This window comes from Rhodococcus sp. 06-156-4 (genome assembly GCF_002259345.1).
Taxonomy (GTDB): Bacteria; Actinomycetota; Actinomycetes; order Mycobacteriales; family Mycobacteriaceae; genus Rhodococcoides; species Rhodococcoides fascians_E.
In genome coordinates this window covers 185,526-203,097 of the sequence record NZ_NPGB01000025.1, presented here as the reverse complement: position 1 = coordinate 203,097, position 17,572 = coordinate 185,526, and the positions used below count along the sequence as shown (strand labels likewise).

The window sequence follows — 17,572 nt, the reverse complement described above, 5'->3', positions numbered from 1 at the left end:
TCGGTAGCGTTCCGAGCTGCGGTGATCCATGGGATCTGCAAGAGGGCGTGCCTGAGGACGATGCGACAGTTTTTGCGATGGTGGTATCACCCCGCCGACTACGACTGGACCGTTGCGTATCACCGACGGGATCCGCTTCTTCGCAATGCCAACTGGGCGGTGTCGTCGTGGTGCGGACTGTATGCAGTGCTGTGCGTGTTGGCGGCGCACACGCCTGCCGGTGTGCCAGAGGGGAACGGGCGGGTGATCGCGTATTCGCTCGCGGCGACCGCGACGGTCATCGCCCTGGTGTGGCTCCGCCGGTCCTGGCTTTCGCGGACGATGTCGCGAGTGTTCGTCGGCTATCTCGAAATCGGTGCTGTCGTGCTGCTCCTGTCGTTGCAGGATCCGTTCGTGGCTTTGCCGTGCGCGGCTGCTCTGGGAGTCATCGGCAGTTACATCGTCACGTTCCACAGCCCGAAGCTGTTCGTTGCTCATCAAGTTCTGTCGGTCACCACGGTCGGGGTCTTGTTCACCGAAGCGGTGACGTCGCCGGATGCCGATGTGGTGCTGGCGTGTGCGTACCTCGTGGTCCTGACGCTCGTGCTGTTTTCGGCGCCAATCCTCGCGCACATGCTTTTGCTGTTGCTTCGGCGTGATGCTGCGTCCGCGTTCTACGACCCGCTGACCGGTCTGTTGAATCGGCGTGGGTTCGATTCCGTGTTCGCCGAGCGCGTGCGGGGCCCTGGTTCCCTGATGATCGTCGATCTCGACGATTTCAAAGGCATCAACGACAGCTACGGGCATGCTCACGGCGACATGGTGCTCAGAGACATCGCGAGCACCCTGTACGCGGAGTTCCCGGCGCCTGCACTGTCGGCGCGGATCGGGGGAGAGGAATTTCTGATTCTGGTCGAGGCGGATGACGCCGAGGCGCTCGCGCGGGCACAGCGGCTCCTCGTCCACCTGGACAAGGGACGAGCGGGCAGCACGACGGTGAGCATCGGTGTTGCACGGCTGCCGGCCCGCTCGTCGGTCGAGGATCTCTGGCGTGCCTGCGACAGGGCCGACGCCGCGATGTACACGGCCAAGAAGGCCGGCGGAAACTCCATTCACGTCGACGACACTCGACCGACCAATCTGTGACGCGGGTGGACTTCAGAACAGAGTTGGCTCCGCGTATCGGCCCTCGCGCGCCTCTCGCCGACGGGCGTTCCACCGTTCGACGAGCCACATCTCCACCAGCTCGGGGCGGGTACCGATGTCCGACGCCCAGCGGGTGAGCAGTTCGACGTAGCGCTCGTACCGCTTGCGGGTGAATCCGGTGACCGCGGGATCCTCCAGCCACCCCTCGTGGATGAGCGTCGAGACGCCGTACTGGTCGATGAGCTGAGCCTTGCCGCGCTCGACGGACGTCTCGGTGGCCCATAGGAACGTGGCCATCAGTGACATCCCGACACCGGGTGTGTCCGGCCAGCCGGACCACGAGCCGCCTGGTAGCTCGGGAACGATGCGGTCTCGTATGCACCGGTCCAAGACGGCCCGGGTTTTCGCGAACGGGTCTTCGTCCGGCCGGCTGAGGTGCGGGTTCTGGACGTCGGGAAAACGTCGTTTCGACTTGCGGTTCCTGTGCCCACCCTGCCACGCCGCGCACAAGAACAGCAGACCGAGCGACGGCTGATCACCCACGACGAGGGCGGTGCCGACGCGTAGATCGTTGCGCTGCACGATGGCCGAACCGTCGCTGACGACGGCGCCGTCGAGGTCGCGCCCGCGCAGGCGGATCTCATGGCCCGCGTTGCGGAGATGCAGATTCCACCAATCGAGATCCACCTCGACCCCGTCGTCGAGAACCTGCAACTCGTAGCTGCGCAACTGGCACCACTGAACACAGGCCTTCGGCGGTGTGAATCCGTCGTCGAGTTGTGACATGCCGATATCTTGGCACCGGGCACCGACACGTTCGGTCGACGCCGGGAGCCGCGCCGCAGACTTCAGGAAGCGCTGGGAGCGACGGAGGCACGGAGTAGGCCCGGTCGTGTCGGGACGAGGACGCGTGCGAGCTCGGCGAGGGGTACTGGGGTGTCGACCAGTTCGGCCCAGGGATATCGATCACCGGTCGTCGCGAGGAAGTCGACGGCCTGGGTCAGGTGGTGCGGCTCGTAGTTGTGCACGCCGGTGATGGTCAACCATCCGCGCACGACGCGTTCGGGGTCGACGGTGATCGGTGGGCCGGGGGTGACCGAGCCGGCCAGAACGAGTCGTCCACCGGTGTCGAGTCTTCCGAGCGCGGCTTGTACCGCTGCCGCAGCGCCGGTGAAGTCGATTGCCACGTCGACGAACTGATCGTCGTCGTCGATGGCGCCGAAGGCACGGGCGTGACTTTGCCGCTGGGGATTGTGATCGACGACGAACACGCGCGCTGCGCCTCGATGAGCCGACGCGGCAGCTGCGGTGATGCCGAGCATCCCCGCGCCGTAGATCAGCACCCGTCGTCCGGCCAGGTCGCCCGCGGCCTGGAGCGCCGCCATCACGGTCGCCGTCGCGCATGCCGCGGGTGCGGCCACGGCGTCGGGCATCGTCTCGGGTACGGGCGCGATGGCGGTGCCCTTCGGCAACACGATGTGCCGCGCGTAGGAACCGCTCAAAGCCCAGTCGCCGACGGCGGATTCGTGACCCACCTTGCGTACGTCGACGCACTTCGCGGTGAATCCCGACGCGCACCGCGCGCATCGTCCGCAGGGCACGGTCACCGACCACACCACCCGATCACCGACCGAGGCCGACGCGTCGTCGCCTACCGCAACCACCGTCCCGACGGCCTCGTGCCCCAGAACGGATGGGCACGCCGCAGGACGTCGACCCGTCACCGTGTGCAGGTCGCTCCCACACACGGTGGCGAGGGCTACGTCCACCAGAACGTCTCCCGGCGCTAGTTCCGGGATCTCGAGGGTCTGTATGTCGATGCCGTCGGGCGTCCATACCGCTGCCTGCGTCAGACGAGGAGTGATCTGATCCATCCGGAAATCCTTTCGACTGCGTAGACGACGACGAAGATGACGAGGACGATGGCGCCTGCCACGTCGAAGTTGAGTGTGCGTATCGACTCGAACAACAGGAATCCGATTCCGCCTGCACCGACGATTCCGAGGATGGTGGAGGTGCGGATGTTGACGTCGAGCAGATACAGGCTCGATCCGACGATCGACGGAACTGCCTGCGGCACGACCGCATTGAAGATCTTGTTCCACCAGCCACCGCCGACGGACGATACCGCTTCGAGCGGACCGGAGTCGATCTCCTCGACCGCGTCGGCGACGAGTTTTCCGAGGAACCCGACGGAGCCGATCGCGAGCGCGCACGTGCCGGCAACCGGGCCCAGGCCGAGCGCTGCGACGAACACGACCGCAAGAATGAGCTCCGGTACGGCGCGGACCAGCAGGATCCATGATCTGGCCAGCCAGTACACCACCGGATGGGGAGTGACGTTGCGTGCGGCGAGGATGCCGACCGGGATGGACAGAACGATGCCGATGGCGGTGGCGACGATGCCGATCGCGATGGTCTGTACGGTTGCGTCGACGAGATCTGCACCGAGAGAGGAGAAGTCCGGTGGGACCATGCGGCCGAACACCTCGATCGACGGGCCGATCCAGGTGAACAGCGACCTGGGGTCGAGCTCCAGGACGACGAAGGATGCAACAGTTGTGACGATCAGAACGGCCGACGCGCTCATTTTCATGGCGCGATCGCGAGCGGGTCCCGCCGCCGACGGGACGAGCAGCATTCGCCGCAGAAGGATGGCAGCCAACTCCATCGCCGCGATGATGGCGAGGATGACGAGAACGATGCCGAGCGCACGGGGGTAGATCAACCCGCGCAGGGCGTCCTGCAGAGCAAAACCGATACCGCCCGCGCCGACGAATCCCAGCACGACGGACATCCTGAGGTTGATGTCGATCCGGTAGACGAACGCTGCGATCCATGCGGGAACGACTTGGGGAACTACAGCATTGATCATTTCTCGGACGTAGCCGACGCCGGTGGCGCGCACGGCTTCGCGTGGTCCACTGTCGGCTTCCTCGATGGCGTCGGCGAACAGCTTGCCGAGCATGCCGATCGAATGCAGTGCGAGGGCGAGAATGCCCGGCAGCACACCGATTCCGAGGGCGCGGACGAACAGGACGGCGAACAGCAGGTCGGGCATTGCGCGGCAGAAGGTGATGATCGCGCGCGCCACGCTGTAGACGATCGGGTGCGGCGTCGTGTTGCGTGCCGCGAGGAACGCCAGTGGTACGGAGACGATGGCGGCCAGAACGGTGCCGAGCACTGCCATCAACAGGGTGTCGAAGGCGAGCGAGACGATGCGGCCGGTGTCGTCGACGCGGGGTGGGAGCATTCGACCGAGCAGCCGTTGCACGTCTTCGAGCCCGTCGACGAGCGCGGCGGGTGCGAAATCGATGTAGCCGGCGGACAGGAGCGTCAGCACGACCGCGATCGCGCCGAGTGACGGCAGAAGCCACCGTCGTCGGGGCTCGGTCTGCGGGGGTTCGGTTTTCGGTTCCAGGGTGACGGTCACCGCTTCGCCGCCGAGCGTGTGTCTTCCTCCGGGGCGATGCGCTGGTAGATCGGCATGATGTCCTCTCGTGCCAGTCCTGCGGCCGGTCGATCGAGAACTATTTCCCCGTCGCGCAGCCCGACGAGTCGGTGTGCCCAACCGAGCGCGAGGTCGACCTGGTGCAGGGTGCACACCACTGTCAGCTTCTCCTCGGTGCAGACGCGTTGCAGCAGGTCCATGACGATTCCGGCGTTCTCCGGGTCGAGCGACGCGACGGGTTCGTCGGCGAGGACGATGCTCGGCCGCTGCATCAACGTGCGAGCGATGGCGACGCGTTGCTGCTGACCGCCGGAGAGAGTGTCGGCGCGACGCGCGGCGTAGTCGGCGAGTCCGACGCGGTCGAGGCATCGAAGTGCCTCGGCGCGCATCGCTTTGGGATAGGTCACTGCGCCGTAGCGTGGAACGACCAGCCTTCCGAGACCGCCGACGAGAACGTTCTCGAGGCAGCTCAGACGTCCGACGAGGTTGAAGTGCTGGAAGATGAAGCCGACCTTCTTGCGGAGGTCGCGCACCGAGCGTCGGGATGCCAGGTCGACTCGGGTGTCGAGGGCGGTGATGTTTCCCGACGTGATGGGATGCAGACCGTTGATGCAGCGCAGCAGCGTGGACTTGCCGGACCCCGAAAGACCCAGCAGCACCAGCATTTCACCGCGGTGGACGTCGAGGTTGACGTCCTTCAGTGCTGTCGTGGTCCCGAATGTCTTGGTGACATCGTGTGCGCTGACGACGATGTCCTTGCGCTCGATCAGGGGAGACATGGTCAGCCCTGGCACTTCTCGGAGCCGGTCACGTCGCAGACATGGCGGACGCCGTCGTAGTCGCTGTCCTGGGCGGGCACTACGCCCCAGGCGTCTTCGTCGGTGATGCGGCATTCCTCGGAGCAGATGCCGTCGGCGATGAAGGCGTCGGAGTTCATGCCCTCGCTGAAGATCGTTTTCAGCTTGTCGATCGCCTCGGTGCCGAGGTCGTTGTTGGCTGCGAACAAGGATCCGGCGATCGTCTCGGACTTCCACACCGTCTTCAGCTCACCGGGTGCGAGTTCGCCGTTGTCGATCATCGTCCGGTCGACCATGGTGTCGAACGCGAATCCGGCGTCGCAGTCGCCTGCCTTCACAGCGAGCGCCGATGCGTCGTGACCGCCCGCGTAGATCGGCGTGACGCCTGCGGAGATGTCGCCCTCGGATCCCGAGGCGACGACGCCTTCCTCGATGAGACCCGCGGACGGGTACAGGAATCCCGATGTGGAACTCGGGTCGACGAAGCACACCTTCTTGCCTGCGTAATCGGCGAGGGAGTTGACGGACGTGTTGTCCGAGCGTGTGATTCCATAGGACTGGTATCCGGGTGGGGTTCCTTCGTCCTGGACGACGGCGCCCAGCGGCGTCATCTCGGCACCGTTGATTCCGGCGACCACGTAGGCGAACGGTCCGAAGAACGCGAGGTCGACGTTGCCTGCGATCAGGCCTTCGACGACGCCTGCATAGTCCGAGGCTTGGACGAACTCGACGGTGGCGCCCGTCTCGCGCTGGAGGCGCTCGATCACCGGGTCGTAGCTGGCTCGCAGGTCGGTGGAGTTCTCGGCGGGAATGGCTGCCAGCGTGATGGTTTCGGGAAAGCCTTGCTCGGTGGTGGCGTCGGCGCCGGAGCTGGAGCAGCCTGCGGCGACGAGGGCCGTCACCGAACAGAGGGCGGCGGCGATGCCGGCGCGGCGGGAAGCGAGAGTGATCATGGCGGTGATGTCCGTTCTCGAGGTCTGTGGGGGAGTCAGTGCAGGAGAAGAGCGGGGAGATCGGCGACGCTGGGGAGTACGTGCGTGGGGTTTGCTGCGCGCAGTTGGTCTTCGGAGTGAGCGCCGGTGAGGACGCCGACGAGCACCGAGGCGCCAGCGCGTCGTCCGGAGTCGATGTCGTTGGAGGTGTCGCCGACGACGGTCACGGCCGTCATGTCGCTGACCTGCGCGCGTAGTGCGGCAGTCAACACCAGATCCGGGAACGGACGGCCGCGGCCGGCGTCACCGGGCGCGAGGTACGCGTCGGCGATGTTCTTCCAGTCGAGGGTGTCGAGGATCCGCTCCTGAGTTGCCGGCGAGAACCCTGTTGTGAGGACGACTTTGGTGCCGGCGTCTCGTAGTCGTGTGATGGCGTCTGCTGCTCCGGCGATGGCGGTCACGCCGTTGTCGATCCGTGCGTCGTAGGCGGCTTCGAATGCGGAGTTCGCGGCCTGGGCGCGGTCCTCGTCGCCGAACAGTGCGCGGAACACCTCGATTTTGGACTGGCCCATGGTGTCGAGAACGTATCGGCGCGCGTCCTCGCGTTCGGGGCCGGTTTCGGGGAGGTGCACCGAGGTCGCGGCGACGTCGAACGACGCGAGGACCAGGCCGTCGTCGGACACGGTGGTGCCTGCCATGTCCATGACGACGAGCTCGACGGGGAGGGTGCGTTCGGCGGCCGACGGTAGGTGGGCGAGGCTGGTGGCGTTGGGCATGAGGAAGACGATGTCGTTTGGTATAGACCAGTGCGTGTTGCTGGCATGAACGGGACGTGAACGACTCTCGACAAGTTAGGTCTAGACCAATTGCTGCTATGGTCAGGTCATGGTCGATGACTCGGAACCTCGGGTGCTCAAGCATCAAGTCGTGCGCCGGGAGTTGGATGCGCTGCTCGACGATCTGTCGCCGGGGGACCCGTTTCCCTCCGAGCGAGATCTGGCCGAGCGGCACGGGGTATCGCGGGAGACGCTGCGGCAGGCGATGCGAGAGTTGTTGGTAGCCGGGCGAGTCGAGCGTCGAGGCCGGGCCACCGTGGTCGCCGCGCCCAAAGTGGTTCTGCCACTTGCCATCGGCTCCTACACCGAAGCGGCGCGTGACAAGGGATTGTCGGCAACTCGTATTCTCGTCGGCTGGACCGTCAGCAAGGCCGACGACGACACTGCCGAGCTGCTGCAGATCGAGCCGGGTGATGCGGTCGTCCAGCTCGAGCGTGTGTTCACGACGGACGGTACGCGCGTCGGCCTCGAAACCACGCGCATTCCGGAGTATCGCATTCCCGGTCTGGTGGAGACCTTCGACTACCGCGTCTCGCTCTACGCCGAACTACGCACCCGTGGAATCGTTTTCGGTCGGGTCGTCGACACCATCGAAACAGTGCTGCCCGACGCCAGGGAAGCAGCTCTGCTCACGGTGGACACCCGGACGCCGATGTTCCTGCTCAATCGTGTGTCCTTCGACAAGGACGGTATGCCCATCGAACAGAGGCGCTCCCTCTACCGCGGGGACCGCATGACCTTCACCGCGGAAATGGACGCCTGAGCTGACGTTTCTCTCGGTCGCGATGAATTTTCGGCGGGGGAGGGGTCGACACCCCCAGACCACCCGTAACCGCGGCAAGGAGCAGACCGGCTCCCGCCGAATCACGGCCGAACGCATGCCAGCCTGCATAGTGCTGGCGATCTTCGATGATCCGTTGTTGTAGTTTTCGCACCCTGTAACGGATGACGCACGCCTGCGATCAATGTCGAGTCACTTCCGCTGCGATCACGCGCGGACATCGAAAGGTCGAGAAAACATGTCGTTCAACAGGTCCCTGGCCGCTGTCGAAGGACGCCCCTTCAGTCGAATCGCACGGTCGGTTGCGGTTGCGGGCGCCGGGCTGGCGTTCGTTGGTGTCATGGCTGGTTGTAGCTCGTCGGGTGAAACCACGGCGGTGAGCGAGGCTTCGGCCACGGAGTCGGCTCCGGCTACCACCACCCCGACGCCCACAACGACAGCGACCACGACGACGGAGACGAGTCTTCCTCCGGCTGCTGAACCGCCGGTTGCTCCAGCGCCCGAAGTTGTCGCTGCGCCCGTCCTCATGCCACCGGTTGTGTGCATGAACCTCCAGGCTGCGCAGAACCTCATTCAGGACGCAGGAGTGTTCTTGTCCCGAAGTGAGGATGCAACCGGCGCTGGACGAATGCAGGTCAACGACTCCAACTGGATCGTCGTGGGACACACCCCGGGCGTAGGAGTACCGATCCAAGAGGGCGATGCGGTGCTTTCGGTAGTGAAGGTCGACGAGCCGAACAACTGCTGAGTTGTGTAACGAATAACCTACCGATTGGTATTGAGTAGCTGTGAATACACCCGCTGGATGGTATCCAGACCCCGAAGGTTCCGGGCAGATGCGCTGGTGGGACGGCCAGCAGTGGACGTCCGCGCTGCAGCCGCAGCCCGCTGGGCCACTCTCGTCGTCGCCGGCAACTGGATCGTTCGCAGCACCCGGGTCCGCGACGCCCACTCGCAAGAAGTGGCCGTGGATCGTCGGCGCGGCGGTGGCCTTCATCGTCGTTGTGGGAGCGATCGGATCTCAGCAGAAGAGCGCCGACGTCGAATCGGTTGCCAACAGCGCCACGTCGACGCAGGTAAGCAGTGCGGCGCCCACGACAACGAGTCAGGTGCCCGTTACTACCGTTCCGACGACGACGGCCGCTCCGACAACTACCACGACAGAGCCGTCACCGATCCCTGCCCAGCCGGTTGCTCCCGTTGTACCGCAACCGACTCGGACGATCGAGGCAGTCACCACAGAAGCCGCACCTGCCGCGCCGTCGATGAGTGCCGCACAGAGAAACGCCGTACGTTCGGCTGAGGACTACCTCGACTTCAGCTCGTTCTCGCGACAGGGTCTGATCGATCAGCTGGAATTCGAGGACTACTCGACCTCGGATGCCACCTTCGCCGTGGACTACATCGCACCCGATTGGTACGAACAGGCCGCAGGCAGCGCCGAAAGTTACCTCGACTTCACGTCCTTCTCTCGCCAGGGGCTCATCGATCAATTGGTATTCGAGGGCTTCAGCTACGACGAGGCTCAATTCGGCGTCGACAGCGTCGGACTCTAAGTCCGACCGAACAAAGCCACATCAGATGTCGACGGACGGGACCGAAACAGCGCAGCCTCTCTTCGTGACCTATCGTGAACCGAACGGTTCGGTATCGGGAAGGACATGATCGGGTGCTCGGCGTCAGTTCCGTACCTCCTTCAGGCCTGCGAGGTGAGGAGTGGGAGGTAGTCTTCCCGTGGCTGGCGGATTACGTCTCTTCCAAGGCAGCCGCACTCGAAGAGATCGGTCCGTCGGATGATTGGTGGTTCGAAGACTCGCCGAGGACTTCTGCCGATGAATTGGACATCGCAAGGCTGACGGATGAGCTCTCCGACCTGTTCGTGCTGCAACACCCGAAGATGCAGTTCAAGGAATCGTTCCCCACACTGGATCCGGATTTGCGAGTTACTGCTCTCGGACTGTCGTCGAGTGCGCTGACGGCAATCGGGCGGTTGGGGTCGTCAGCCACGATCGCTCTCCTACTGGAGTGTGCAGTCGAATCGCTGTTCGCGATCCGCGGGACAAGCGAAGACACCGTTGCTGACATCGTTCGCGCGTTGACATGCGTCGCGATCCTGGAGGACCCGTTCGCGCTGGTCGAAGAGACCGACGAAGAACCGCATGAGAGTCCTGTTGTCGCGCAGATGGTGGCTGACATCGAGCAGCTGGCCCAATGGCAACGGGTCCGGGGACGATCGGACCGCCCGTTCTTGAACATCGACATCGACGCCGAAGCTCCGCTGGAAGTCCAGCAATTGGCCCAGCGCTTGTCCGCACTCTCTTCCGAAGACTTTCCTGCACGACCACTGCAGGATCCGCTCGACGAGATCGAGGATCTTCTCAAACAATTGGACGACCGTGAACGCCGGGTAGTCGACCTGCGCCTTCTTGCCGATCGTCCGGTAACCCTTGGTGGGCTCGGTGCGAAGCTGCATGTTTCGGCGGGGCAGGCAGGAAATGTCGAACGCGCCGTCAAGCGCAAGGTGGCGTCAGCCTGCGTGTACGGGACTGCGGTCGGCAACTTACTCGCGAGCCTGAGAGTTGAGATTCAGCCAGTGGCGTCGCTGGCTCGTCTCATTGACATGCACCCGGACCTTGCGAGGACGGTCCCGTCGGTCGATTCACCGCTATGGCTGGTGCTCGATCGATTCGACGACATGTTCGAGGTCGAAGGGCAATGGGCGGCTGCGCCAAATGTTGCCGCCGCAAAGGCCCGTACGCAGTCATTACTCGAGGACCTCGATTCTGCCAACGGAGTCGTCGAACTGTCGGAGCTGTCCGAACTGGCGGAGCTGACTCCTGAAGAATTGCGCCCTTGGTTGGCTGCGTGCGGCGTTGTCGTTATCGGTGATTCGGCCCTGACGCCGCGCAAGCTCGGAGATATGGCAGTTGCAGCACTCGAAGTCGTCGGTGTTCCGCAGACCGCGGAATCTCTGGCAATACTGACCGAAGCCGGCAAACCCGCGGCCGCCATCAACCGCAAGCTGTCCCAGGATGCCCGCGTCGTGCTCGACGAGTCGTCCCGCTGGATGCTGACGGAGTGGCTGTCCGCGGTGCCGTCGTTCGCCAGCCAGAACCCGTTGCCCGAAACGGAGTTCGAGCCGGAGCCATTTTCCGGACGGATGCGGCGACGATCCAAGGGTGGGGTGAAGTCACCGGACCTCACGCGTCGTTTGCATCGAATCGACGGCGGATGGTCGTACCGGTTGGTCGTGACGACGGAGCATTTGCGGGGTTCCAGTTTCGCCGTTCCCGCGGGTGTGGCAGCGGCGTTGGGGTGCAGCCGGGGATCGTCGGTCGAATTACGTAGCCGCTTGGGAACTCAGACCGTTCGGTGGACCGGTGCACAGCCCACCTGCGGAACGATTCGCCGGTTCCTCCGCGAGCTCGCCGTCGAGGCCGGTGCCGAAGTCTTCCTGCATTTCGATGCGGATGGCGGGTTCGATGTCGTTCCGGCCGTCGAACTCGAAGATTCTGCGCCGCCACTACGGAAGGCACTCGCTGCGATCGGACATCGCAACCCAGAGTCTGTTCGCGACGGCGACGTGCTGGGCGTGCTCGCCGAAGCAATCGGACAGCCCGACGAAACCAGAACCCGGCGGATCTTGAGTTCGTATTACGCGGGGAGCGATCCCGCTGTCCTCTTCTATCTCGAACAGGCCTGGGTGCATCATTCCAATGACTGACGTCGTCCCTACCGTCGCAACGATCAACGCTCCGGCTGATCCCTCCGTCGTGAATGCCATTGGCCTGCACCACACCTTGCAAACCGCCGTCGCAGACTTGATCGACAACAGCCTCGACGCAGGCGCTCGCAATGTAACCGTTCGATTCGTCCAGCAGAACTCGGAAGTCGTAGCTCTCCGCATCTACGACGATGGGGTCGGCATGGATTCGGCCACGCTGGAATCCGCCATGGTTTTCGGACGACGACGTCACTACGACGCGGGACAACTCGGCGCTTTCGGTGTGGGGATGAAGGCTGCGTCCTTGAGTCAGGCCAACGCACTGGTTGTCTGGTCGAAGGCGGCGTCGCCGGCCGAACCTTGCGCGCGCACAATTGCCGATCGGTCGAAGCCTCATGAGATTGGAGTCATTTCCGACAGCAGAGCCGCGGCCGAGCTCGACGACCCTCGCCCGCGTTTCAGTTTCGAGACAGGGACGATTGTCGAACTGAAGGGCTTGCGTACCTTCCTGCGGATCGACGACTCGCAAGAACGGATGGCCTGGCTCGAAGACATCAGACAGGAACTGCACGCGCATCTGGGGATAGTGTTTCATCGTCGGATCGAGGCCGGGGTGACCATCCACAGCGACATCTTCGACGCCGATGCGGGCCGCCCGGGTGCGGTCACCAAGATCGCTGCAACCGATCCGTTCGGCTACGACACCGCGACGGAGTCGGCGTTCCCCGCCACGCTGTCCCTGGAGCTCGACGGCGCTCACAGCAGTGCTACCGCCCACATCTGGCCGGCGCGGAACTCCTCAACAAAGTTTCGTCTGTTCGGCGCTCCGGGCAGGGAGTACCAAGGGCTCTTCGTCTACCGCGCGGATCGATTACTGCACATGGGTGGCTGGGGTGGCGTTGTGCGACCGCGACCCCACTTCGGACTCGCCCGCGTCGCCATCGATTTGGACGATGTTCTCAGCAAACACATCGTCATCAATGCGGAGAAGTCGGGCGTGACCGTCGACGCGACGTTCGGAGCCGCGCTTCAGCGAGCCATGGGGGACGTCAGGTTTCTCGAGGCCGCCGAGGCCACTGCACGGAATGCTCGCAAGACCCAACCGCGGCCGGTGACCATCGTCGAGCTCGGACACGGAATATCCGAAGATGTGTTGTTGGAGTTCGAGGACGCGTTCACCCTCCGCGGGGACTACGACCCAGTCACAGTGCGGTGGCGCGCCCTGGCACCGGACAAGTTCTTCGAGGTAGATCTCGTGCGCCGAGAGCTGCTGCTGAATGCGCGGTTGAGGCGCGGTCTGCTCGGGCACCGAAGCCGGAACGAGCATGATGCGCCGTTGCTGAAGACTCTTCTCTACTTGTTGACACAGGAAATGTTTGCGGCTCAGCGTCATTCGGCACGCCAACAACAACAGATGCAGGCATGGCAGGACGTGTTGATGGCTGCAGTTTCCGCGGAGACCGCGATTGCTTCCGATCGCGACGAGATGATGGGTGGGGAGCAAGGATGACGTCCGACTCGGTGCAGGAAGCCATCGCGAGGGAACTCAACGGTAATTTCGCACCGTCGCCACTCCTGCCGCCGATCAACGCACGGTTGAACGAGCGCCTCGAGATTGCCGACGTCGTCGCCTATTTGGTTGACGAAAAGGCCGTCCAGGTCCGGTCTGCAGCGGCGTCGGCATTCCAGCATTGGGATGCGGAGCCTCTCCCTGCGTGGGCACCGGGTACGGCGCCGAAGACTTCGCAGCGCCGCCATCTGATCTACGCGCTGCTGGACATACCGGGAGAAGCTTTCGGGCACCTCGATTTCGCTCTTCCGGTGGACAACGGATCGGTCGTCATCGCGGCACCTCAGCCGTGGTCGCCGTGGTACATCGCGAAAGTCCGCCGCGATCGGCCGTTCTACTGGGATGCGTACGAGCGCGTGCTGAGGGGCAGCGGGTGGGACCCGGTTGCGGTATCCAAGCTGAGCGTCGCAACCTCGGAGGTGGTGTCGCGCCTGGCGAATCCGACCCGAGACGAGCCATACCAGTCGAAGGGGCTGGTGGTCGGCTACGTCCAAAGCGGGAAGACCGCGAATTTCACCGGCGTTACCGCGAAAGCCATCGACGCGGGTTACCGGCTCATTATCGTGCTGACAGGCACGGTCGAACTACTGCGAGCACAGACGCAACGCCGGTTGGACAAGAATTGATCGGCGTTCAGAACATCGGAGCGTCCGACGACTACATTAACGACCAGGAGTGGGCGGCAGGAAATTTCCTGACACACGACTCCGACCCCAACACGTCCAACGAAATTCCGGCGATTCGACGGCTCACAGGCCTGTCCTACGACTTCCAACGTCTCGGAAACGGACTCGGCGCACTGCATTACGAGTTCGTAGACCACAAGAAACCGCTGAACCACCCAGTAAATTTGTACTCGTCCAACGTCAGACTCGCCGTCGTCAAGAAGAACTCGTCGGTTCTCAAGAAACTGGTCGAGGACCTCCAACGCATTCCTACTCCGCTCGATCAGATTCCCGCTTTGATCATCGACGACGAGGCAGACCAGGCGTCGATAAACACTTTGAACCCGGACAAGTGGAAGAACGATCAGATCGAGCGAACGGCGATCAACGCCCGCATCGCGGACTTGCTCCGTGTGCTCAAACGCGGACAGTACATCGGCTACACCGCGACTCCGTTCGCCAACGTATTCGTCGATCCGGTGGACACTGAAAATATCTTCCCCAAGGACTTCATACTGAGCCTCGAACGTCCCGTCGGATACATGGGGGGTGCAGACTTTCACGACTTCGACGACGACACACCCGACGAAGAGAAAACTCCGGCCACGTCCAACGAGAAGGCCCACGTTCGTTTTCTCTACGCGGGATACGACGAGGAGGGACGAACGGACGAACAGCAGCAGGCGCTCGATTCGTTCGTCATTGCGGGTGCCATCAAGCTGTACCGAGAAAGTAAGGGCGCGAAGCCTTTCACACACCACACGATGTTGGTGCACGAGTCGCGGCTGAAAGGGGATCATCGAGCGTTGGCCGACGAGTTCAAGTCCCTGTGGCGGAAATCGGCTTACAGCCAGCCCGCGAGTCTGGCGCGCCTCGAAAAGCTGTGGACCGATGACTTCGAACCTGTTTCAGCCGTGCGCGTCGAGGAGGGCATCCAGTCCCCAGCGTCGTTTGCCGAGCTCGAGGACTTCATCGGCGACTGTGCGGGGCGTATCGCCACTGGTCTGTCGCCGGTGATCGTCGTCAACGGTGACTCGGACACCGAATACGACCAGGATGACCTGAACTTCGAGCAGCGCGGAGTCTGGAAGATCCTGGTCGGCGGAGCGAAGTTGAGTCGAGGATTCACCGTCGAAGGTCTGACCACTACCTATTACTCCCGACGCACCACAATGGCTGACACGTTGATGCAGATGGGTCGGTGGTTCGGCTTCCGACGCGGATACCGAGATCTCGTTCGGTTGTACATCGCTCGCAATGTGCCGGGGCCGGCCGGTAAACCGACCGACATGTACCACGCATTCGAGACCATTGTTTATGACGAGGAAGAGTTCCGAAAAGAGCTCGCGCGGTTCGCCACCACGAACACCCTGGGCGAACCTATGATGACCCCCCGCGATGTACCGCCGATGGTGTTCCAGTCCCAGCCATGGCTGAAACCGACCGACCCGAAAAAGATGTACAACGCCGAGCAGGCCTACCGGGGAGTGGGCGGTGAGCCCTTCAGCTTCACGATGCAGCCTCCTCGTGGCAACGGTGACAACAACAAAAGGCATTTCAACGCGGTGAAGCCGCTTCTGCAATCGTTGAAGGAGTCCGGAACGTTCAACGTGTCCGGCAGTCGCGGTACGCGCCAAACATTCGACGCGAGGTACGGAGTCGTATCAGCCGAGGCGCTTCACGAAGCGGTGACACAGTTCGTGTGGGACGCAAACTGGAAGTTCGGCCCGCACCTCGTGGCAATGGAGAACGCCATCGAGACTGGCCTACTTGAAGACTTCGCCGTGCTGCTGCCGCAGCCACGGACACGCCCCGCGGTGGCAGTCAAAGGGTGGGAAGGAACGCTGCCGCTCGTGAACCGCCGACGGCAGGATCGTGAGTATCGCACCGGTTTCACCGGCACTGCAGTGCGCGAGCGCGAAGTCATCGCCCATATTGCCGGTAGCCCGGAAAGAGACGGGGGAGCCCTCGCCTCGAAACTGCACACGCCGACGCGCGGTGCGATGATCCTGGTTTTCGCCAACGATCCGAACCCTCGATTCCGAGGCAAAGCGAAGACTGGACCTGTCGACCCCGTGGACTTCGCGACCCTGTTCTCGTATGCACTCCCTTATGCAGCCGAACCTACGCCTCGTGTCGGATTCCGTGTCAAGAAAGATGGACAGGACGCGATCGTTGATGCAACGTAACGTTTTTCAGGAGAGAAAGAATGGTGCTGCATGGCCAAGGTGATCACGACCATCAGCTTGAAGGGCGGGGTGGGGAAAACCACCGTGACGGCTGCCCTGGCGGAATTCATGTCGATGGAGTTCGGTCAGCGCGTGCTGCTGATTGACCTGGATTCACAGATCAATCTGACGACCATGCTCATCGGTGAAGAGCGTTGGTTCGAACTGAACCAAGAAGGCCTCACGATCGCAACAATCTTTCGGGATGCGATCGACGGGACGTCGAATTTTGATATCAAGGGCTCCATCCAACGATCGGTTTCCACCGTCAGAGGTGGTCACCGAGTCGATCTCCTGCCTTCGTCGCTGGATTTGATCGGGTTGCAGGAGCAGTTGAGTGCACTGAGGATCAACAGCGGATCGCCAACGGCGGGTGTCGACATCCTCGGGAACGCCCTGCGACCGGTACTCGGTGACTACGACTACGTGTTGATCGACTGCCCGCCTAACGTCGGCCCCATCACGCTCAACGGCCTTGCCTTTGCGGACGGCTACATCATCCCGACGATCCCTGATGTGCTTTCCACCTACGGTATTCCGCAGATTCAGACCCACATCGCGAAGTTCGGAGATCAGCTCGATCGCAGAATCGTCGAGTTGGGGCTGGTGATCACGAAGTTCAAGTCCAATTCTGCGATTCACAAGACCATGGTGAAATCGTTGCGTCGAGATGCCCATATTCAGAATGTGCTGCCCGTGTACCTCGCAGAGTCCAACGCGATCGCTGCCGCCGCAGTGCACAAAACTTTCGGAACCCTCAAAGTGAAATACGGCAGCACTGGGCAGTACGACCAATTGCGTGAAATCACCCAGCACATCCTCACGGAAGCACAGGCAAAACTATGACCGATGTGGATACCCGGCAGCGAGTCGACAACCAGGAGTTGGGCGGCGCGCTGCTCAAGTTGAGCGCCAAGGACGCAAGCGCCGCGTCGTTACTGACCAAGCTATTCCAGGTTGTCGCGGACGAGGCAGCCCGCACACCTCGCTTCGCGAAAGCGCTCGTCGACGCAGTCGGTGCGGTAGCAGTTGTTGGTGAAGACGGTGTCGCCCTCGAACCGGTACGCCCAGCGACACCGCCCAAGAAGCGAGCAGCTCCGCGAAAGACCGTTGCGCGGAAGGCGGGCGAATTCGATCCCTTCCAGGTGTTCGACTCCGACGGGGTAGACGGGCTGCGCAGCAGGTTGATTCCCCTGAGCATCGATCAACTACGCGACATCATCGCGGAGCAGGAGATGGACCCCCATCGCGAAGCCGCGCGCAAACGTAAGCAGGAAGTATTGGTGGATTGGACAATCGAGGCGGTCAAGTCCCTGTCGTCAAAGGGGAGCGTATTTCGCTGAGTGCGGTCGTGTGACATCCAGGGCCTGCGGCCTTTGCAGCGTGCGCTGTTCAGTTCCGGAGACCTGAGTTGGAACCGATCAGCACCCGGCTGCGGCCAGGTAGTCTTCCGGGCCGAGCTG

The 17,572-nt window shown here is 62.9% G+C and carries 16 protein-coding genes; 10 read left to right on the top strand and 6 right to left on the bottom strand.

Annotated features, from left to right (window positions below; all coding sequences use genetic code 11):
- The first annotated feature begins 60 nt into the window (after nucleotides 1-60).
- A complete protein-coding gene (locus CH290_RS16720) occupies nucleotides 61-1,125 on the top strand; it encodes a GGDEF domain-containing protein (protein WP_052082953.1) in 1,065 nt (354 codons plus the stop codon).
- Between the two features lie 12 nt (nucleotides 1,126-1,137).
- Here the strand turns inward: CH290_RS16720 and CH290_RS16715 are convergent, their stop codons facing one another.
- From CH290_RS16715 to CH290_RS16690, 6 genes are all read right to left on the bottom strand, one after another.
- Nucleotides 1,138-1,911 carry an 8-oxoguanine DNA glycosylase OGG fold protein gene (locus CH290_RS16715; protein WP_033187901.1) on the bottom strand — a complete coding sequence of 258 codons (774 nt, stop codon included), beginning with the start codon at nucleotides 1,909-1,911 and terminating at the stop codon, nucleotides 1,138-1,140.
- A gap of 62 nt (nucleotides 1,912-1,973) precedes the next feature.
- The gene (locus CH290_RS16710; RefSeq protein ID WP_033187900.1) at nucleotides 1,974-2,999 is read right to left on the bottom strand and encodes a zinc-binding dehydrogenase; all 1,026 of its coding nucleotides are present in this window, start codon (nucleotides 2,997-2,999) and stop codon (nucleotides 1,974-1,976) included.
- A complete protein-coding gene (gene phnE / locus CH290_RS16705; RefSeq protein ID WP_371828563.1) occupies nucleotides 2,975-4,495 on the bottom strand; it encodes a phosphonate ABC transporter, permease protein PhnE in 1,521 nt (506 codons plus the stop codon). Before phnE ends, CH290_RS16710 begins: the two co-directional genes overlap by 25 nt.
- A 59-nt stretch (nucleotides 4,496-4,554) precedes the next feature.
- The gene (gene phnC, locus CH290_RS16700; protein WP_033187898.1) at nucleotides 4,555-5,355 is read right to left on the bottom strand and encodes a phosphonate ABC transporter ATP-binding protein; all 801 of its coding nucleotides are present in this window, start codon (nucleotides 5,353-5,355) and stop codon (nucleotides 4,555-4,557) included.
- 2 nt (nucleotides 5,356-5,357) lie between these two features.
- Nucleotides 5,358-6,326 carry a phosphate/phosphite/phosphonate ABC transporter substrate-binding protein gene (locus CH290_RS16695; protein ID WP_033187897.1) on the bottom strand — a complete coding sequence of 323 codons (969 nt, stop codon included), beginning with the start codon at nucleotides 6,324-6,326 and terminating at the stop codon, nucleotides 5,358-5,360.
- Nucleotides 6,327-6,361: 35 nt separating this feature from the next.
- A complete protein-coding gene (locus CH290_RS16690) occupies nucleotides 6,362-7,081 on the bottom strand; it encodes a phosphonatase-like hydrolase (RefSeq protein WP_033187896.1) in 720 nt (239 codons plus the stop codon).
- A 109-nt stretch (nucleotides 7,082-7,190) separates the two neighbouring features.
- Here CH290_RS16690 and CH290_RS16685 point away from each other — a divergent pair, with 109 nt between their 5' ends.
- The 9 genes from CH290_RS16685 to CH290_RS16650 all read left to right on the top strand — a co-directional run bounded on the left by CH290_RS16685 (nucleotide 7,191) and on the right by CH290_RS16650 (nucleotide 17,452).
- Complete coding sequence (locus tag CH290_RS16685; protein ID WP_170947612.1) at nucleotides 7,191-7,904, top strand: GntR family transcriptional regulator; 714 nt, start codon at nucleotides 7,191-7,193, stop codon at nucleotides 7,902-7,904.
- Between the two features lie 256 nt (nucleotides 7,905-8,160).
- Nucleotides 8,161-8,670 (top strand): hypothetical protein, encoded by a 510-nt coding sequence (locus tag CH290_RS16680; protein WP_230620836.1) that lies wholly within the window; start codon nucleotides 8,161-8,163, stop codon nucleotides 8,668-8,670.
- A 40-nt stretch (nucleotides 8,671-8,710) separates the two neighbouring features.
- Entirely contained in the window at nucleotides 8,711-9,478 is a 768-nt protein-coding gene (locus CH290_RS16675; RefSeq protein WP_170947611.1) for an Ltp family lipoprotein, read from the top strand.
- Nucleotides 9,479-9,591: 113 nt separating this feature from the next.
- Complete coding sequence (locus tag CH290_RS16670) at nucleotides 9,592-11,646, top strand: hypothetical protein (RefSeq protein WP_033187893.1); 2,055 nt, start codon at nucleotides 9,592-9,594, stop codon at nucleotides 11,644-11,646.
- Nucleotides 11,639-13,156, top strand: coding sequence for an ATP-binding protein (locus CH290_RS16665; RefSeq protein WP_080748573.1), 1,518 nt, complete (start codon nucleotides 11,639-11,641; stop codon nucleotides 13,154-13,156). Before CH290_RS16670 ends, CH290_RS16665 begins: the two co-directional genes overlap by 8 nt.
- Nucleotides 13,153-13,842: a hypothetical protein gene (locus CH290_RS30750; protein ID WP_230620835.1), complete on the top strand. Its 690-nt coding sequence runs from the start codon at nucleotides 13,153-13,155 to the stop codon at nucleotides 13,840-13,842. The genes CH290_RS16665 and CH290_RS30750 overlap by 4 nt, the downstream gene beginning before the upstream one ends.
- Complete coding sequence (locus CH290_RS16660) at nucleotides 13,839-16,070, top strand: Z1 domain-containing protein (protein WP_230620834.1); 2,232 nt, start codon at nucleotides 13,839-13,841, stop codon at nucleotides 16,068-16,070. The genes CH290_RS30750 and CH290_RS16660 overlap by 4 nt, the downstream gene beginning before the upstream one ends.
- A gap of 30 nt (nucleotides 16,071-16,100) precedes the next feature.
- Nucleotides 16,101-16,955, top strand: coding sequence for a ParA family protein (locus tag CH290_RS16655; protein WP_020112789.1), 855 nt, complete (start codon nucleotides 16,101-16,103; stop codon nucleotides 16,953-16,955).
- Nucleotides 16,952-17,452: a hypothetical protein gene (locus tag CH290_RS16650; RefSeq protein WP_033187892.1), complete on the top strand. Its 501-nt coding sequence runs from the start codon at nucleotides 16,952-16,954 to the stop codon at nucleotides 17,450-17,452. The genes CH290_RS16655 and CH290_RS16650 overlap by 4 nt, the downstream gene beginning before the upstream one ends.
- Nucleotides 17,453-17,572: the final 120 nt, after the last annotated feature.